Genomic DNA, 19,519 nt, shown 5'->3' on the forward strand with positions numbered 1-19,519 from the left:
AACAGTCAACATTATTAAATTTGTACATCAGAACAATAAAAAAATGTAATTACGAATTATGATGTGCTTTACCGCTTGATAAATAAAGTGCGGTAAATTGGTTCACCTTTATTTTGAGTCGCAATTTCTCTTTCTGTGGCAACTGGTAACGGATTTTCTGCCATCCAATCTTGGGAACTAAGCTTTTGAAAAGCTGGATGTTGGCAAAAATTATTACGCATTTCAATTGCTAAAGATTCTATATCCGATTGCAAAAATACCACACCACCAACAGCAAGATAATTTGCTAATTCTGAGACTAAATCTGGTTGCACTATTCGCCGTTTCGCATGACGAGTTTTAAACCAAGGATCGGGAAATTGAATTGTCACTCGCTGTAAAGTACCAGCAGGTAGAGAAGATAAAAGAGTTTCTAAAGATTTATTGACATTACAAAATAAATAATGGAGGTTTGTTAAACCTAAATCAGAACATAACTGATTAGCCTCTGTTACGAGTGGTTCTCTAATCTCCAAACCAAGAAAATTCCAGTTAGGTTCTATCTTTGCCATATTCAACAAAAATCTACCCCTAGCACAACCAATATCTAGATGTAGTGGTTGGTGCGGTTGAGCATAAACTTTTTCCCAATCTAGGGATTTGACTGCTGTTTGATACTTTTGGGCAAGTGGATTAACATGTTGACGTACTCGGACAGGGGACAAGATAGACTCTCCTTAACGTAACAATATTGAATTTAATATTTTACACTAATTGCAATAGCTTTCGTGAGCCTAAAGTAAATATCTTCAAAGTAAGAACAAATAAATATTTAATATTTATTGTTGCTGAATACTTAGTGTTTTTTGATTTTTTATACCTATTACCTACCATCTAAAAATTGTCATAAACTCACTAATGGTAGATGCCAACCTCCCTAATATATATAAACATCTATGACCAAGATAATCTGCATCAAGGCATAGTAGGTATATTTTGCCGATAATTTCATACGGAAATCATAAATCCTTAATGTGTATAAATATTAAGTAAAAGCAATCCGTCTCAGGGTTACAAAGCAAGCGTTATACTCTTTGGAAAAGACTTGTTTTAACTCTACTTTTAAAACTATCCCGAATCAATGTCTCTCAATTTTCGTTTTGCCATAGTGAGCGATTTACACATCGCCCTTCCCCACACCATCTGGGATCATCCTAGCCGATTTCATTTAGTGGAGGTCAGCATACCAGCTTTTGAAAGTGTCTTAGAACATTTAACACAACTAGATTTAGATTTTGTTCTCCTCCCAGGTGACTTAACCCAGCATGGCGAACCAGAAAATCACGCTTGGTTACAACAGCGTTTAGCACAGTTACCTTTTCCGGCGTATGTTGTCCCTGGTAATCATGATGTCCCTGTGGTGATAGCAGATAAACAATCTATTGCTTTTGCTGATTTTCCTCATTATTACCGCAAATTTGGTTATGAAAATCCTCATAAACTTTACTACACTACTCAATTGCTATCCGGAGTCCGGCTGATTGGGTTAAATTCCAACAATTTTAATGAGCAAGGTCAACAAATAGGACGTTTGGATAGCGAACAGCTGAATTGGTTAGAAGAGGTACTAGCAGCTAGCAAGAATGAATTAGTGCTGGTGATGATACATCACAATGTAGTTGAACATCTGCCTAATCAATCTTGCCATCCAATGGCAAATCGCTACATGCTGCAAAATGCAAAGGAATTAGTACAGTTACTACAGCGCTATGGGGTGAATTTAGTTTTTACAGGACATTTACATGTACAAGATGTTGCCCATAGAGGAGGAGTATACGATATTACTACTGGCTCTTTAGTCAGTTATCCGCATCCTTACAGAGTTTTAGAGTATCACAGCGATAATTTTGGCAGACAATGGCTGCAAATTTTGTCACATCGAGTAGAGTCAGTACCAGATTTTCCCGACTTGCAACAGCTGTCTAAACAATGGATGGGCGATCGCTCTTTTCCCTTCCTGATGAAATTATTAACTCTACCGCCATTAAACCTACCAACCCAGCAAGCCCAAGAACTAGCGCCAAGTTTGCGGGATTTTTGGGCAACCATTGCCGATGGTGACGGATTGCTAGATTTTCCCCAATTTCCCCAAAAACTACGCCGTTATATGCAAAAATATGGCGCAATTTCCGCCGGCGGTACTCCCACTTTTATTGATAACAATAGCAGCATCTTGCTGGAGAAGAATTGAAGTGTGAGACAAGGGAAGGGGAAGGAGGACAATTGTAGAGACGCGATGAATCGCGTCTCTGCCTAATGCCCAATGCCTAATGCCCAATGCCCAATGCCCAATGCCCTACACCATCTTCTCACCTTCGATATCTAAGGCGCGGCAAATGCCAAATACTGAGGTGTAACCGTGTAAAAAGGTGCTACCAGCTACAGGGCCGATTTCGCCGTTACAGAAAAAACCGCCGACGGGGATATCTTTGATGTAGCGCCTAAATAGTTCAGAATCAAAATTGGGTTTGCCGTAGAGTCCTTCACCACGCCCAACACAGGAAAACATTAAAGCAGCTGCGGCTGCAACTTCATCAGCTTGGCTGTCTTGATATTGTTGCAAGAGAACTTCTAAATCTTCTGCGGAGGCTTCAGCATCGCGGAGGTGAAATTGCAAACGTTGTCCGGGACGGACGCGATCGCCAATTGCGATCGCACCTGCTGTAGGATCTACACCCAAAATTCCGCGAATTAAAAAGTCTCCCTGTTGTAAAGATGGTTTAAATCCATCCATTGCTACCCCAACAAACAAAGAATGTTGGGCTAAAATTCGCTCTTTTTCGCTGAGATTGGCAATTAATTCCCGTAATAACACTAACGGTACTTGCTCATCCAATTCTAAGATAATATTGCGTTCGGCTTTAGTCACCTGCATTGGCTCGCCAATTGGTCGGCATCCTTGAGCCACAATGGTTTCTAAGACAATATTGCCACTCAAAGCCAATCCGACAGTACCTTCGCGATAGAGGCGATCGTTACAAAATAGCGCCATCCGCCCACTCATCCCCCCGGCGCTAGCTTGTCCGCCTATTGTTACCGAGCCGGGATAAGCAAAATCTAGCCCCTGCAATAAATCATTAATTCCCGAAGCAAAGGAACCGCACAGCAAAATAAACTGGGGCGTTGGTGATGGTGGTACGCCAATCAAATCAATCCAAGCATCTGGTGAACTATCCAAATCCGGTAATTCATCCGCTAGTATGTGAAAAACTTTGACATCCACCCCTGGTAGATGAGCCAAAGTCAGACTTAAAGCTGCTTCTGCTTCTAGTTCTTGAGTTTGTCCCTGAGTTGTAGTGCCGATTACACCGCCACCACTACAGCCAATTAGTACCGGGACAGAAAGTTTCTCAGCCAGCAAAGGTAAGAGGCGGGAATACTCGCTAGCAAATGCAGAGGAAATGAATACCAGCCCTAAATCTGGAGGTGCTGTTAACGATGACACAGCCCGTTCTACCACATCTGTAATAGCTGCTTCTAAAGAAGGACGGGTTGACAGGGCATTTGTCCATTGCATTCGATCTGCCATGAGTTTTAGGCTTCTTTCTTTGGTTGGGCTGTTTTGCGTGACTTTTGCTCCTGGGGAGAATTTGCTGTGATATCAGGAGCTAGGGTTTTGATTCCCTACTAGATGCATTAAATATATTGTATGATTATACTTTTGTAGTACCGACTCTACAAAATCTTCAAAGATAAATATAAATTTAGTACTTATGCGATCGTTTATTGTATTAGTTATAGTTCATCCGACTCAAACACTAACTTAACAGCTAAGTGGTTAGAATGGTGAACGATACAACTAAAAACCGCCATTTTTAGATTTTTCTATACTGGTATTAACACCACACAACGAAACTAAATCTATGAGCGACATCCAAGAACAAATCCAAGTAGAAGTTGAACAAGCACGTGCTGTCTGTGACATCTCAGGTAGCAACTCTGCTGAATGTGCTGCGGCTTGGGATGCAGTTGAAGAACTGCAAGCTGAAGCCTCTCATCAGCGCCAAAATAAGCAGAAAAATTCCTTAGAAAAATACTGTGATGACAATCCAGAAGCTGCAGAATGCCGTGTTTACGATGACTGAAAATTAAGTTGGTAAACTGGCTTTTTGTCATTTTGGTCTAATAGACAAGCAACCAGGATTCGCTTTACTGATATTTTGCACCTTGATGTAACTCCTATTGGCATGTTTGTTCAACTTATCTTAAGATTTGCTGATTAAGTAGGAACAATCATCAATAGCTTTAAGGTTGTTAGAGGTAATATTTTAGAGGCTTAAATTTTCCCCAAACCTCTCTCCTCGTCAACATTAGAGCTTGTAGGAAGTCAATCTCACATCTATCTCTAGAGCAGTTTTTATAACTCATCTGGAGATTATGATGATTTAGTGCAAAATAAAAGTTACGAAAGATTGAGTTGCTTGTTTTTTTGCAACTTGTTATAAAGATTAAGCCCAATAATTGATCCCACACTGTCCCTATGAGTCAGATGTGGGGTTTATTGTTGAAATAGCTAAATAGTTGGTTTTATGTAAACTGTTAGCTATCATGTAACAGCTGTTAGCTAAATAATAGCTGTGACTACTCCCTATTAGGAAGTACAAAAAAATACATAATCCAAATCATCCTATATTTAAGTGAGTAGGGTGTGCCAAGCAGTTGTATTATTTTCTGACACCCTACAAATTGGGTATTGTTTCTATGTAGATCCTTGAGGGTAGTTGTTTTTAGTTTCATTAGTTAATTTATAGTTTAGGAAAAACTATGGAAAATGATGTTTGGTTTCGCCAATTTGTTTGGATTGATTACAGACTGGCGGTAATATTTATGGTGATTATTCCCCTGATTCTGCTAATTTGGGCTTTTGTGCAACAAGCTGATGGTATACAACGCTTATTAACGATTTATTGGCGAGTATCTAGTTTATTGGCAATTACTATTTACTTAATGATTGGTGGGTTTGGAGTCAGTTTTCTCTCTGGTTTGCTAGGGCGTATCTTGATCCCAATTTCTTTATGGTTCTGGGTAGATCTCAATGATGAAATTGAGTATCAAGCAAACGGGGCGTTAAAATTAGTTTTTACTTCTTGGCGATGGGCGATGACTATTTATGGAATTTTAGGAACTATAGCCTTTATTCCTTTTGTTGGTTGCGCTTTTTCTGCTGGAACTCTCAAAACTTCCTATTGCCAAGTTTGGTTAGAAGCCCCATTATTATTTAAAGAATATTTTCATGCCAATAGTAAACCTGCATTTCTCGGTTTTCTGGGCATCACATCCTTAATTATTTACGTGCTTTATCTGAGCTACTTCGTCTTAATTAAGCTAGGTAAACAGGGACGTTCCGCTACCCAACAGTAATTGTCACTGCAATCAACTTCAAAATACTTTAAGGTAGCCCCTCATGGGAAAAATCCCACAACCAAACATGAAAATCTCTCTTTCCTAGCCCCTAGCCCCTAGGGCGTGTTTTCAAACTACAAAAGTAGGTTGCTTAAGGTGAAAGCAACACAACGAAGCGACGTAAATGTTGGGTTTCGTTCCTCAACCCAACCTACATTGAAGTATAATTTAGGGTTTGAAAACAGTCCCTAGTCCCTAGCCCCTATTTTCAAGTTAGTCTACAACATTCTGTATCGAGCAAAATTGACATCCTCCCACCGCTAACCTGACGGTGTAGCGGGGGATTCCTAAGACTCACGACTTAGGTTTCTGTTTCTTTCCCTTCGGGTTCGCTGGTTGCTCTACTTGGGGAAACCCGAAGACCGCACCAGACTCACCATTACTGGATTTTCGCAACTGCCCAAGAGACTTATGCCCATCAGGTCTTATGTTCGCTCCACAGACTGTACGGGAGCCGCTACAACGGGGGGAACCCCCGCAACGCGCTCCCTTAACGGTGTGTCCCACCGCCAAAATATTCCGGCTGGCGTTGATATCCCTGTCATGGTGCATTCCGCAGTTGGGACAGTCCCACTCCCTGACATTCAACGGCAGTTTATCAAGAATATGCCCGCAGTTACCGCAGCGTTTAGAACTGGGAAACCATCGGTCAATTTTTACCAAGTTTCGACCGTACCAAAGAGCTTTGTATTCCAGTTGCCTCACCAACTCCGACCATGCAGCATCACTAATAGCACGGGCAAGTTTGGGGTTCTTAACCATATTCTTAACTGCCAAATCTTCAACTGCTATCGTTTGGTTTTCACGAATCAGTCGAGTTGTCAGTTTATGCAGATGGTCTTTTCTGGAGTCAGAAATTTTAGCTTGAATACGAGCAACTTTGAGTCTTGCTTTATCTCGGTTGCGAGAGGACTTTTGTTTACGGCTCAAAGACTTTTGCGCTTTCCTCAACTTTTGATAGTGCTTGTCAAACGCTTTGGGATTAGCAATCTTTTCACCCGTACTCAGGGTAACAAGGCTGCTAATGCCAACATCCAGTCCCACAGCACTATCGACTGGTTGCAAAGTTTCCTCAGTTGGATCGTTGATTCGCAAACTAACAAACCAACGTCCAGAAGGCTCAAGTCTAACTGTGATGGTACTAGGTTCACATCCCTTTGGAAGTTGCCTAGACCATTTAATTGGCAATGGTTCAGAACACTTAGCCAAGTAGACTTGTCCATCCTTCCATCGGAAAGCAGACTTGGTAAACTCTGCACTACCTCCACTACGTTTTTTCTTGAAGTTGGGGTATCTTGCCCTACCTGCAAAGAAATTAGTGAAAGCAGTTTGCAGATGCCTCAAACCTTGTTGCAGTGGTACACAACTAACCTCATTCAAAAATTCCAGTTCTTCAAGTTTTTTCCACTGCGTCAACATAGCAGAAGTTTGAACGTAATCAACCTTCTGTTGTCTCTCATACCAAGCCTCAGTTCTCGCTGCCAATGCTCGGTTAAAAACCAACCGCACACAACCAATTGTCCGGCGCAATATCTGTTCTTGCTCGGCAGTTGGATACACTCTGTAACGGTAGGCTTTTTCCACGCCTCACATTTTATCATTAAATCTGTAAATCTGTGAAATACGCACAGCCCGCTATGCACCAAAGTTTAATTCCTCACTCGTCGCTCACCCCGTCGTCTGTCGTTCGCACTCCACAACTCGACTTCATTGTGAAGCTTCTCGCTCGTCCCCATTCCTCTCACCGCCAAACTGCGTTGTGGCGGGAGTCTCCTGGGGGTGTTAGATGAATTCCATTGGCAAGCGGCTGGAACAATATACTAATAAACGCCCCCAAGAAGTCTTAGTTGTACAGGTGGAAGTTGACAATGAAGAAGATACAATTGCTATCTTTAAGGGTTTTTCTAGTTCCTTAATGCGCCCAACCGCATTTGATCCAGATGTACCAGTGTTGCCAGATGGAGCGAAAATTATCAGTATCGATCGCGTCGCCACACCTTACAATCCACAAGCACCTCGTTATATTCAACAAGGAATATTATGGGAAGAAATGGAAGCTCTATTATTAAAAGTAGGTGTTTAAGGGGACAAGGGACAAATGACAATTGTACAGACGCGATTAATCGCGTCTCTAACCACTGACTACTGACAAATGACAATTTCCGGTTCTGGATACACTCTTCCCGTTTTTGCTTGTGCTTCTGCGATCGCAGCTTTACATTGGTTACGTCATCATCAACCGTTAACAGTAGTTACCGTAGATTTAATTACACCAGCCGAAGTTGCGGAGATCCCCATTGAACAGGTAGCTGGCTTATCTGAAAATATGGCTTTGGCAATTACCCGCAGCGATCCGGGGGACAATCTTGACTTGACGAAAAATACACCGATTTGGGCGATGGTGGAATGGGCTGAGGGTGAAGGCGAAGCAGTAATTATTAAAGGTGGCGAGGGGATTGGTAAGCAAGAAAATGGTGCGGGAAAAGCAGCGATTTACGGTTATGCGCAAAGATTATTGCAAGAGCACTTAAGCCGACTTTTAGCACCAGGGGAAAGAATTACAGTCACAATTATTTTACCGGCTGGGCGATCGCTCGCACTGCGCACTTCTAATGCGGCTTTTGGTGTGGTGGAAGGGCTTTCATTATTGGGAACTTCGGGAATTTCCCAACCTTTAAGTACACCAGAACAACTCGCAACTTTTCGCGCTGATTTACAACAAAAAGCCAGTCAATTTGACAGCTTGGTATTTTGTATTGGCGAGAATGGTTTAGATTTAGCCAGAAAAATTGGTATTAATCCCCAACAGTTAGTCAAAACTGCTAATTGGTTAGGGCCAATGTTAGTAGAAGCGGATATTCTGGGCGTTAAAGAACTCTTATTATTTGGCTATCATGGCAAACTCATGAAATTAGCCGGGGGGATTTTTCATACCCATCATCACCTAGCTGATGGTAGGCGCGAAATTCTCGCTACTTACTGTAGTTTAGCGGGATTAAAACAATCAGAGATCCAAGTTATCTTTGATAGTCCCACGGCTGAAGCTGCATTAACATACCTGAGATCCCTAGATGCAAATACAAGCAGTGATTGGGTGAATCAAGTTTATACTGCGATCGCCGAAGCAATTGACTCTCGCGTGCAAGAATATATCCGCAATCATAGCCAAAATGGTATGTCTAGCCTAGTGTGTGGTTCGGTAATGTTTGACCGCGATCGCAAAATTATCGTGAAGAGTAAAACTGCTTGTATGTTATCCGGAAAATTATGTTAACTTAATATGAATAATCATAAATAATCCCAATAAATAAGTTTTTCGGTAGCAACTCTAGGGTAATTTTGTCTTTTTAATACCAGGTCAAATTGCTAGGCCAAACTGACGCACTGATTAAGCGCGTTTAGGGGATTTATTTACCATTATTCAGCCCTCTGCCCAATAATGGTATCAACTTGAACCACAGAGCAATTATCTAGTCTAACACACACTCTCTTGCCATCATGAATACAGCGGTGACTCTACTAACTGAACAATTACCCCAAGTAAATGAGCATTGGGGACAGCTTAATCGCCAAATAATTGTGATCCTTGACTTCGGTTCTCAGTATTCTGAGCTAATTGCCCGTCGCATCCGCGAGACGCAAGTATACTCTGAAGTCCTGTCCTATCGTACGACAGCTGAGCATTTACGGCAACTTAATCCCAAAGGAATTATCCTGTCTGGTGGCCCGAGTTCAGTTTATGCAGAGTACGCTCCCCATTGTGACCCAGAAATTTGGAATTTGGGGATTCCCATTTTGGGTGTGTGCTATGGAATGCAACTGATGGTAAATCAGCTAGGTGGGGAAGTAGCAAAGGCGGATCGGGGCGAGTATGGTAAAGCTTCACTATATATAGACGATCCCACAGATTTGCTAACGAATGTCGAAGATGGCACGACGATGTGGATGAGTCACGGAGACTCTGTAATGAAGATGCCACAAGGATTTGAACTGCTGGCCCATACAGAAAATACTCCTTGCGCCGCGATCGCCGATCATGAGAGAAAACTCTATGGCGTGCAATTCCATCCAGAAGTAGTCCATTCTGTCGGCGGTTTGGCTTTAATCCGCAATTTCGTTTACCATATCTGCGACTGCGAACCCACCTGGACAACAGCAGCTTTTGTGGAAGAATCTGTACGGGAAATTCGCGCCAGAGTTGGCGATAAGCGCGTATTATTAGCCCTATCTGGGGGAGTTGACTCTTCTACCTTGGCGTTTTTACTTCATAAAGCCATTGGCGATCAGCTAACTTGCGTGTTTATTGACCAAGGCTTTATGCGGAAGTATGAGCCAGAAAGATTAGTTAAGCTATTCCAAGAGCAATTTCATATTCCTGTAGAGTATGTGAATGCTCGCGATCGCTTTTTGAATATCATGGTTGGTGTTACCGATCCTGAAGAAAAGCGTCGCCGCATCGGTCATGAATTCATTCGCGTCTTTGAAGAAACATCCAAGCAACTCGGTCACTTTGACTATTTAGCTCAAGGTACCTTATATCCAGATGTGATTGAATCAGCCGATACCAACGTCGATCCCCAAACTGGGGAACGAGTGGCGGTGAAAATTAAGAGTCATCACAACGTTGGCGGATTGCCCAAAGACTTGAGATTTAAACTAGTAGAACCACTGCGGAAATTATTTAAAGATGAAGTCCGCAAAGTAGGGCGTTCGATTGGTTTACCAGAAGAAATTGTGCAACGCCAACCTTTCCCCGGCCCTGGTTTAGCGATTCGCATTCTCGGTGAAGTGACTGCGGAAAGGTTGAACATTCTCCGGGATGCGGATTTAATTGTCCGTCAAGAAATTAACCAACGCGGTTTGTATCATGATGTGTGGCAAGCATTCGCTGTATTGCTACCCATTCGTAGCGTCGGCGTCATGGGCGATAAACGTACCTATGCTTACCCCATCGTATTGCGGATTGTCACCAGCGAAGATGGGATGACTGCCGATTGGGCGCGTATTCCTTACGATGTGTTGGAAGTAATTTCTAACCGGATTGTTAATGAAGTTAAAGGTGTGAATCGGGTGGTTTACGATATCACCTCCAAGCCACCTGGAACCATCGAATGGGAATAACTAGTACCGCTAGGCGGAAGTCAAAAGTCAAAAGTCAAAAGTCAAAAGACTTATATTCCTGGCTTTTGCGCCATATGGAATAGTATGTTTACCCATGTGAATTTTATTTAATTGAGGGACAAAGCAATGCTTTGTCCCTTTTTTGCGGGGAAATCCATGCAAGGGCGGGGAAACCCATAGGTGTCAACTTAAAGCTCAAAACCTTTATATATCTCGTTTCCAGCCTCCGGCTGGAAATGCGTATTGCGAGGCTCTGCCTCGTCTTCTGATCAATTGAGGCGGCAGCCCACAGATCATCGCTCCCACGCAGAGCATGGGAGCCAGTTAGGATAAGGGTTTTGCGTTAAGTTGACACCAATGGGGGAAACCCCGCCCCTACAAAAATTTTAATTATGTATCGGAACGCGGATTAGCATGACAAATGACCAATGACAAATGACCAATGACCAATGACTATTCTTGGCATTACTCTACCTAATCATGAAGAAATTATATAAATTTACTTGGGTATTACCTGATTTTGCGATCGCTTTCACGCTTAATCCCTTGTATAAACAGGATTAGCAGGATGTTAAATTCCCTAAGGTGTGACACCCCCAAGAGGTCTTGACCCCCTGCCGGCTATTTATGTTAGAAAAAGCTCAGTGTTAGCTGAGATGGATCAATTAAATATATCTGTATGAAACATCACCAGGAGTGGGAATCTAGCAATCTGCTCAAATCTGCCATTATTGGCTTTCTTATAAGTAAAGCTAATTTGTGATGCGTAATTTCAGAATTTATTTGATGGTGGTAACAACTGATTTTTTATGAAAAACTGTAGGAAACTCTATCCCCTTGTGGGTGGAGTTTTTCATTGGTTATTTATCTAGATAAAATTTAAATCCGTCAAATTAATATTTTTCTTGGGATAAATTTACAAATATTTTATAAACAGGTAAAAGTTTGGCAAATTTTATATTTTTTTAATTATACAAACACAATTATTTCATAAATATAAATATTGATAATATGCAAATACTGTCTAAATATATAAATTTAATTATAATTAAAAATAAATATATATTATTAGCATTATTCACATTACTAAATTAATAGTAGTTGACCTAGTTTATTAAAAAATTAAATTAATAAGTTTCTATCTCGCAAGGATTTTATCGCTGATTCTCCTGTGTTTACTGCAATAGCTCATTACTTATATAAGTCATTAATATATAAAATACCTCACAAATTAGAAATCAATCACGATTGATTTGGTTCTGTAATATACTTATTTGTGTTAGAGAAAAGCCAAGTCAAGTTTATCAAAATTTTTGAGATACTGGCAGTAAAACACTTTACTAAAAATTTATTTTTTTCTAGATAAAATATAAAGATAAATAAAGTAAAAAACCAGTATAATCACTGACTAGAAACTAGTGTATTTATGGAAATAAACTGATAAAATAATCACTACAGAGTGAACTTTCAAAACCTCATTGGTAAACCTGAGATGAAGTAATCAATATAGTTAGCAACTGAATTTAGCCACAATCTACTTGATAACTGCAATTGTCAGTAGCCAAGGTATGTAAAGCAAAAATTTTTCGGGATCAGCCGTTGTGTGTTTGCAGAATCAATATTCGTCAAACTGGGCCAAAAGTTAATACTAGGACTTACGCACCGAATACAGAAACCCTCACAAGGGTGGTCAAAAGTCAAAAGTCAATGGTCAAAATTCAGGTTTTTGGACTATGGACTATTGACCATTGACAAAAAGCAGGAAAAATATCTGACACTGCGTAAGTCTTAAATACAACCTACATCAGCACAGGTTTGGAACAGTTGGCGATTTAACATCACTGGCAAAGAGCAACACCAACGGATATAGCAGCAAATCGCCGTTAGTCAATATATGATGTTAACTGGAAAGCACAATCATATGGGGAAAGAATCAATCTCCCCCCAACTACCTCAACAACTAGAGATACTCCAGCTACTAACTAACCTGACAAATCAGCGACTTATCCATTTACCAGATTTATTAGAATTAATAGTCAGGGAAGTGCGTAATACTGTGGAAAGCGCTCAGTTTTGTTTGATAGCTTTATATAACGATCAAACTCAAGAGTTAGAATTAAATAGCGCTGTGGGAATAAGTGCGGAAAAATTACGTTTTCTCCAGCTCAATAGAAGTCTCAAAACTAAACATAGCTGCTGGGGTGGATGGGAAAACTCAATTGGCGATGATGAGCCTTTTTATCGCAATACCAGTTTACTAAATCAGGTATTTGTTACTGGTGTATCCCAGCTATTTAAAGGAAGTAGGGAAAAGCCAGACTCTGTTGTGGATGACTTAGTTTCATGTCCTTTATTTTCCTATGTGCCAACATACTCGACGTTTACCCCAGCTTCTATGTATGCTGTAGCCATTAAATCAGCGCAAGCAGGAAGATTGGGAGTATTGGTTCTTGGTAACTGGGAAAATCCCCATGCTTTTAATGCAGCATCACAAAACTTATTAGATGCATTGGGTGAAGTAGCGGCGATCGCGATCAACAATGCTATTATGCTGCAAGTTTTGCAGGAGCGAGAAGAACGACTAGCCAAACAAAACGAAATTTTGTTAGCGCAAAATCGCGAACTCGAACAAATTCGCCAGCAAATGCAGCTACAAAACCAACAACTACTAGAAGCAGCAGAGTTAAAGTCACAATTTTTAGCTACCACATCCCATGAACTGCGCACACCCCTGAACGTGATTTTAGGCTTATCACAGGTATTATTGCGTCAGCGCACCTCCAGCTTGTCTCAACTACAAATAGAAATGGTGCAACGCATTCTCAATAATGGAAACCATCTGCTGTCAATTATTGAAGATATGCTCGACTTTGCCAATGTGGAAGCCGGTAACGTCTGTTTTTACCCAGAAGAATTTAATTTAGGAGATTTAGTATTAACAACCGTAGCCGAACATCGTTTTTTAGCCGAAGAAAAGCTATTAGATTTGCAGGTAGAGATTAATCTGGCTGATAACTCAATGATGAATGACAGCGATCGCCTCAGACAAGTTTTAGTTAAGCTGTTATTAAACGCCATCAAATTCACACCCAGAGGTAAAGTTACAGTTAAAGTCTGGGACATCTCCAATGATAAAATTGCGATCGCAGTACAAGATACAGGTATAGGAATTGCACCCCATCACCTAGAATGTATTTTTGAGCAATTCCGCCAAGTCGATCAAAGTAATAGTCGTCAATATGAAGGTATGGGTTTAGGTTTAGCCATTACCAGATCCTTATTGCAGATGATGCAAGGTAAAATTAGCGTCTTCAGCCAAGTTGGAGAAGGTTCTACATTTCAAATTGAATTACCGAGAAAAATTAGTCAATAGTCATTAGTCAATGGTCAATGGTCAATAGTCATTTGTTAGAGACGCGATGAACCCTTGTCTGTACAATTATCATTGGTCTTCCTTGTCCCCCCTGCTCCCTGCCCCCTGCCTCTTGTCCCCTCAATCTATTCTCTCGGCTATTCTCAATTTAGCAGAACGTGATCGCGGATTTTGGGCGAGTTCTGATTCTTGGGCTGTAATGGGTTTTTTGGTTAAAACTCGCAATAATGGCGAATTTCGTAAGCTGTGCTTGACTATTCTGTCTTCTAAGCTATGAAAGCTGATAATGGCTATTCTTCCCCCAGGAACTAGAGAATTGGGTGCTTTCTCTAAAAAGGTTTCTAGAACTTTTAACTCGTCGTTGACAACAATGCGCAATGCTTGAAATACTCTGGTAGCTGGGTGAATGCGTCCATAGCGATATTTTGGTGGTACGCAAGATGCGATCGCCTCGGCTAATTCTACAGTAGTCTGTAAAGGACGTCGTTCTACAATGCGTCTGGCGATGCGTCGCGATAATCTTTCCTCACCGTATTTAAAGAAGATTTCTGCTAATTCTCCTTCATCCCAATCATTGATCACATCAGCAGCTGTTAATGATTGTCCTCGATCCATGCGCATATCTAAGTTAGCCGCAAGACGAAAGCTAAAGCCGCGCTCCGGTGTATCTAAATGATATGAACTCACACCTAAGTCGGCTATTATACCATCAAATATACCGTGTGTAAATTCATAAGTTGCAAAGTTGCTATAAACGAAGTTTACTTGTTCTTCATATCCAGCTAAATACTTTTGTGCCGCAGCTAAAGCATCCGCATCTTGGTCAATGGCTGTAACCTGGACATTTAACGCCGCTTCTAGCAATAGACGAGTGTGACCGCCACCACCAACTGTTGCATCTAGATAATGTCCCCCTGGATGCACCGCTAAACCTTCAATTAACTCCCGACTTAAAACGGGAATATGGGAAAACATTGTTGCTTCTGCATCCGATGGGGTTGGCGAATCTATGTTCATGTTGATTTTTGTCTCTTTAACAAAGGGTAAAGAAAAACTTAACAAATTGCAATTTTAAGGATTTGATAAAGTTTTTTCTTAAATTTAGTTTACTTCTGTCGATGGGTTGACATATTGTCACTGAGGGGATTTGCGGATTTTTGTCCGATGAGTTTAGTAGCAATTTACAATATGTTTATCTGTGTCAATGAGTATTATTACTCATTTGAATTACCTGAATCAGGTATTAAACTAGTCCTGAATATTAAGCTCCAGGGTATGGGAAGATAGTTCTGTTTAATTTTGATGAAGTTCTTCCCCTGAAATTTTGCATTTACCACCGTAAATTTACGCAAGAGGTTAGTCATAATAAAAATGGCTGAATCTCAGTAAATTAAGTTTGTCGTCGAGAGTGAAGACAAACAACTTTGACTTGCACATTATCAGTCACATGGAGGTTAACAAGATTATGAAGATGTTAAGCGAAAAAGAATACCTAGCATTAAAAAAATCGCCACTAAAGAATAAAAATTAGGCGATCGCACAGAATAGCGCATAGATGAAATAATAAGTTTTGTATGGCAGAGCTATCTGAGATTAACCATCAATAGGAAATTTGCTCAAATGTTTAAGCAACGCTCTTATCAGAGTCACTTCTTCGCAAACTTAGCGAACACTCAATTACCCAAAACCCTTAATTATTGGCGGTTGCGGCTAATTGAATCAATTCCATTTTTGCTAGCCTGTACAGTATTAATCAGTGTAATTAGTCTGAAAAGTCCTGTATTACTTTTTTGTCTATTAATGGGCAGTTTAATTGCCATAGTCATACAGCAAATAGGACAACAAATCAAATTACCAAAACGCCAGTTAATTTCACTGCAAATATTAGCAGTAGTCGCTCTATTGAGTATATTCTGGCTGGACTACTTCGCCGCCCCAGCGCAAGCGCAATTTTTCAAAAAAGCTGAAGACTTCTTTCAAAATACCCTAACTCAAGGCACCAGCACCGGCGGTAACACTCAACTAGCTGTGGGATTAGTCTTCAACGTCTTACGCGCATTGTACCTACTATATATAGCTGTCGCCTTAATTGGCGTAGTCAATGCCGTGCGCAAAGACGAAGATTGGCAAAACATCGCCAGAACCCCTTTATTAGTAGTAGTTGCAGTCACCATTGCAGATGTACTCACAGGCTTTGTCATTGGTAATCCCAATAAATAAAGGCGCATATTTAAGTAAGTGGCTAATTGTAACCAAATATGTCACGCAACATAAATAGGCGGCAAATTCTCACTAATGACAAATGACAAATGACAAATGACCAATGACAAATGACCAATGACAAATGACCAATGACCAATGACCAATGACCAATGACCAATGACAAATTATCATGTCTCAAGAGCCAGACAAAGAGTTTCGTCCAGTCAATCAAATATTAGGTAGCCAACCATCATTAGGGCCGCTACCAGCAGATCAAATTCTACCTTGGACAGTCATTGCTTTAGCTGCCTACTTTATAGTTAACGGCATCTTTGGCGGACTATTCCAAGATGACTTTAAAAAATGGTTGTGGACAATCCTCATCGCCGGTTGGGGAATGGCTACTTGGTGGATATTAACTGGTGGTAGAAGTTGGAGTTTTTTAAGTAAATTTATCGGCGTTCCCTCATGGACAAGAGGCTTTGCACGTTATCAAAGCTTGTTAGAAATAAATCATGAAGCAAAAAATCGGAAAACAAAGCATCGGTATCGCCGGCAACGCCAGGTTAACACCCTTTGAAGACGCTTTACATTTAGCGACAATGTTGCGCGTCTCGTTTAATAGACGCGACGTTGGCGGTTATATATTAACTAAAGGCAACCAAAAAGATAGATTTTGCTTTGTATTTGGGTTTGAATGCCGAGGAATTCACAGTACCCTGAGAAGCGAACAAATTGATACTATTTTTGACAACATCGAAGCTGGGTTAAAGGATATCCCTAGCGGCGAAAAAATGACGTTGCATTTGGGTTCGTTTATTGACGATAAAGAACGCCAAAAAGAATTAGCCGAGTTAGCCAGAAATACCAGTTCGCGAGATATTAAATACTTGTTAATGGCAGAACGCGCCAGAACCAAGGAACTGACAAATTCTGGCATTCGTAAACCGAAATTTTTGCGGATTTACGTGACATATACCGTCGAACCCAATGCCAGCAATGCCGATGATTTAATTGAAAAATTCTTGGCGAAAGGTGAAGCTTGGTGGTTGAAATTTAAAGGTGATATTGCGGAAGTTGAAAACCAGCGTCTAGAGACTGTAATTACTAACGCCTATAAACAAGGTTTTAGTCGTTGGGAACAGTTGTTGTCTAACAAAATGGGCTTAGATATCAAGCCATTAACAGCTAAACAACTATGGGGAGAAATTTGGCGGAGATTTAACGATACACCGCCGATAGAAATTCCTCAATTGCTCACCTTAGATGAAACCGGACTCCGCGAACAAGTTTATTCGGAATTGCCGAGTACAAAACTTTTAGTAGAAAATATTCACAGCACCACCTTACTGATGGAATCTGGCGTGCCTTGTGCAGACAGGCGGTGGGTAAATGTGAATAATAGTTATATTGGCGCTTTGACATTTTTAGAAAAACCCGGTGGATGGGCAAATAAATCTTCTCAACTGCGGTATTTATGGGAACTACTATCAAGAGAAACAGTAGTTGATACGGAAATATTTTGTCAGTTGACAGCCGCCAATCCAGCTTTAGTCAAAACTACCTTACAACGAGTTTTGAAGCAGTCAAATATGACAGCGCTGATGGCTCAAGAAAAAAGTCGGACAATTGACGTTAATGCCCAATTAAAGTTAAAAAAATCTGTCGCTGCACAAGAACAACTTTATGAAGGAGCCATACCTATATATACAGGTATAGCTATTTTTGTCCATCGTCCAACAGTGGAACAATTGGATGAAGCTACAAGATATATTGAAAACTGTTTCCAACGTCCAGCCAAGGTAATTAGAGAAACCGAATATGCTTGGAAGATTTGGTTACAATCTTTGCCCATAGTTTGGGAAGGTTTACTAGTTAAACCCTTTAACAGAAGACAATTATATTTAACTAGTGAAGTTCCCGGATTAATGCCTGTAGTCTTAACAAGACAAGGTGATAGTCAAGGGTTTGAATTAATTGCTTCTGAAGGTGGGACACCCGTACATTTAGATTTATTTACTCAGCATAAAAATTTAGCTTTGTTTGCGACGACTAGAGCCGGGAAATCGGTGTTAGTGTCGGGGATTTTAACTCAAGCTTTAGCTCACGATATTCCTGTTGTGGCGCTAGATTTCCCCAAACCCGATGGCACATCTACCTTCACTGACTATACAGAATTCATGGAGAGAAATGGAGCCTATTTTGATATTTCTAAACAATCAAATAACTTATTTGAGCAGCCAGATTTGCGTGCTTTAAGTGCAGAAGAACAAAAAGATAGGATGCTCGATTATACAGCCTTCTTAGAATCAGCGCTGATGACAATGGTATTGGGTTCATCGATAGAAAACCCTCTATTGGCACAGACAGTGCGTTCCATCATCAACTTAGCATTGTCAGCCTTTTTTAGCGATCGCACTATCAAACAGCGTTATCAAGAAGCAATGACTGGCGGTTTCGGTTCCCTAGCTTGGCAAAAAACCCCTACCTTGAAAGATTTCTTATATTTCTGTTCCCCAGAACATCTGCAACTTGATTCTCTCAGCAGCAGAGTAGAAGATGCATTGAGTCAAATTCAACTACGCCTGCGGTTTTGGCTTTCTAGCCGCGTCGGACAAGCGATTTCTTCTCCTTCCAGCTTCCGCACAGACGCCAAACTATTAGTATTTGCACTCCGCAACCTCTCCGATAGTGAAGACGCAGCTGTACTTTCCTTGAGTGCTTACTCTGCTGCTTTACGTCGCGCACTCAGCAGTCCCGCCTCGATATTCTTTATCGATGAAGCGCCAATTTTATTTGAATTTGACCAAATTGCCAATTTAGTCGGGAGAATTTGCGCTAACGGTGCTAAAGCCGGGATTAGAGTCATTTTATCGGCTCAAGACCCCGATACCATCGCCAAATCCACCGCCTCCGCCAAGATTTTACAAAACCTCACCACCAGATTAATCGGTCGAATTCAGCCGGTAGCTGTGGATAGTTTCGTCAATATCTTGAAATATCCCAAAGAAATTATCGCCCGCAACGCAACCGAAAGCTTTTTCCCCCGCAAAGAGGGAATTTATAGCCAATGGTTGCTAGATGACAACGGAATTTATACATTCTGTCGCTACTATCCCGGTTACGAACAACTAGCCGTAGTTGCAAACAACCCCAACGAACAATCTGCGCGTCAACAATCAATGCAACGCCACCGCGATAAATATGAAGCAATTTCCGTCTTTGCGCGTCAATTAGTCGCTTCTTTGCGCGGAAGTTAGAAGGGCAGGGGGCAGGGGGCAGGGGTGCAGAGGAGGTATAGGGGCTAACTCAATAAATACTCAATGACAAATGACAAATGACCAATGACCAATGACACTTGTACAGACGCGATTCATCGCG

Annotated in this window: 14 protein-coding genes; 10 read left to right on the top strand and 4 right to left on the bottom strand. The window is 41.0% G+C overall.

The genetic code is table 11. The annotated features are described in order from the left end of the window. Positions 1-68: 68 nt before the first annotated feature. On the bottom strand, positions 69-704 hold the full coding sequence (gene trmB / locus H6G08_RS04265) for a tRNA (guanosine(46)-N7)-methyltransferase TrmB (RefSeq protein ID WP_190539031.1): 636 nt from the start codon (positions 702-704) through the stop codon (positions 69-71). Between the two features lie 416 nt (positions 705-1,120). On the opposite strand from trmB, the gene H6G08_RS04270 reads away from it, so the two are divergent. Then, complete coding sequence (locus H6G08_RS04270) at positions 1,121-2,230, top strand: metallophosphoesterase family protein (protein ID WP_190539032.1); 1,110 nt, start codon at positions 1,121-1,123, stop codon at positions 2,228-2,230. A gap of 105 nt (positions 2,231-2,335) precedes the next feature. On the opposite strand, the gene H6G08_RS04275 is transcribed toward H6G08_RS04270, so the two are convergent. Continuing rightward, on the bottom strand, positions 2,336-3,568 hold the full coding sequence (locus tag H6G08_RS04275) for an FIST signal transduction protein (protein WP_190539033.1): 1,233 nt from the start codon (positions 3,566-3,568) through the stop codon (positions 2,336-2,338). Between the two features lie 334 nt (positions 3,569-3,902). Here H6G08_RS04275 and H6G08_RS04280 point away from each other — a divergent pair, with 334 nt between their 5' ends. Together H6G08_RS04280 and H6G08_RS04285 are read left to right on the top strand one after the other, a co-directional pair. Further along, positions 3,903-4,124, top strand: coding sequence for a Calvin cycle protein CP12 (locus H6G08_RS04280; RefSeq protein WP_190539034.1), 222 nt, complete (start codon positions 3,903-3,905; stop codon positions 4,122-4,124). 679 nt (positions 4,125-4,803) lie between these two features. Continuing rightward, a complete protein-coding gene (locus tag H6G08_RS04285; RefSeq protein ID WP_190539035.1) occupies positions 4,804-5,400 on the top strand; it encodes a DUF3177 family protein in 597 nt (198 codons plus the stop codon). A 336-nt stretch (positions 5,401-5,736) separates the two neighbouring features. Here the strand turns inward: H6G08_RS04285 and H6G08_RS04290 are convergent, their stop codons facing one another. Next, positions 5,737-7,026, bottom strand: a complete 1,290-nt coding sequence (locus H6G08_RS04290; protein ID WP_313941155.1) for an RNA-guided endonuclease InsQ/TnpB family protein — start codon at positions 7,024-7,026, stop codon at positions 5,737-5,739. 202 nt (positions 7,027-7,228) lie between these two features. On the opposite strand from H6G08_RS04290, the gene H6G08_RS04295 reads away from it, so the two are divergent. The 4 genes from H6G08_RS04295 to H6G08_RS04310 all read left to right on the top strand — a co-directional run bounded on the left by H6G08_RS04295 (position 7,229) and on the right by H6G08_RS04310 (position 13,936). Continuing rightward, on the top strand, positions 7,229-7,525 hold the full coding sequence (locus H6G08_RS04295) for a DUF7734 family protein (RefSeq protein ID WP_190539036.1): 297 nt from the start codon (positions 7,229-7,231) through the stop codon (positions 7,523-7,525). Positions 7,526-7,594: 69 nt separating this feature from the next. Next, entirely contained in the window at positions 7,595-8,716 is a 1,122-nt protein-coding gene (gene cbiD / locus H6G08_RS04300) for a cobalt-precorrin-5B (C(1))-methyltransferase CbiD (protein ID WP_190539037.1), read from the top strand. A gap of 224 nt (positions 8,717-8,940) precedes the next feature. After that, positions 8,941-10,563, top strand: coding sequence for a glutamine-hydrolyzing GMP synthase (gene guaA, locus H6G08_RS04305; protein ID WP_190539038.1), 1,623 nt, complete (start codon positions 8,941-8,943; stop codon positions 10,561-10,563). Between the two features lie 1,921 nt (positions 10,564-12,484). Next, positions 12,485-13,936: a GAF domain-containing sensor histidine kinase gene (locus H6G08_RS04310; RefSeq protein ID WP_190539039.1), complete on the top strand. Its 1,452-nt coding sequence runs from the start codon at positions 12,485-12,487 to the stop codon at positions 13,934-13,936. A gap of 120 nt (positions 13,937-14,056) precedes the next feature. Here the strand turns inward: H6G08_RS04310 and rsmH are convergent, their stop codons facing one another. Next, positions 14,057-14,953, bottom strand: a complete 897-nt coding sequence (rsmH, locus tag H6G08_RS04315) for a 16S rRNA (cytosine(1402)-N(4))-methyltransferase RsmH (RefSeq protein WP_190539040.1) — start codon at positions 14,951-14,953, stop codon at positions 14,057-14,059. Positions 14,954-15,556: 603 nt separating this feature from the next. Between rsmH and H6G08_RS04320 the strand changes: the two genes are divergently transcribed. The 3 genes from H6G08_RS04320 (at position 15,557) to H6G08_RS04330 (ending at position 19,398) form a co-directional block, all read left to right on the top strand. Beyond that, entirely contained in the window at positions 15,557-16,156 is a 600-nt protein-coding gene (locus tag H6G08_RS04320; protein ID WP_242046060.1) for a hypothetical protein, read from the top strand. Positions 16,157-16,328: 172 nt separating this feature from the next. Continuing rightward, positions 16,329-16,718: a hypothetical protein gene (locus H6G08_RS04325; RefSeq protein WP_190539041.1), complete on the top strand. Its 390-nt coding sequence runs from the start codon at positions 16,329-16,331 to the stop codon at positions 16,716-16,718. After that, on the top strand, positions 16,654-19,398 hold the full coding sequence (locus tag H6G08_RS04330; protein ID WP_190539042.1) for a putative type IV secretion/conjugal transfer ATPase: 2,745 nt from the start codon (positions 16,654-16,656) through the stop codon (positions 19,396-19,398). Before H6G08_RS04325 ends, H6G08_RS04330 begins: the two co-directional genes overlap by 65 nt. Positions 19,399-19,519: the final 121 nt, after the last annotated feature.

Origin of the sequence: Calothrix anomala FACHB-343 (assembly GCF_014696435.1) — a bacterium.
In the GTDB taxonomy this organism is placed as follows: Bacteria; Cyanobacteriota; Cyanobacteriia; order Cyanobacteriales; family Nostocaceae; genus Aulosira; species Aulosira anomala_A.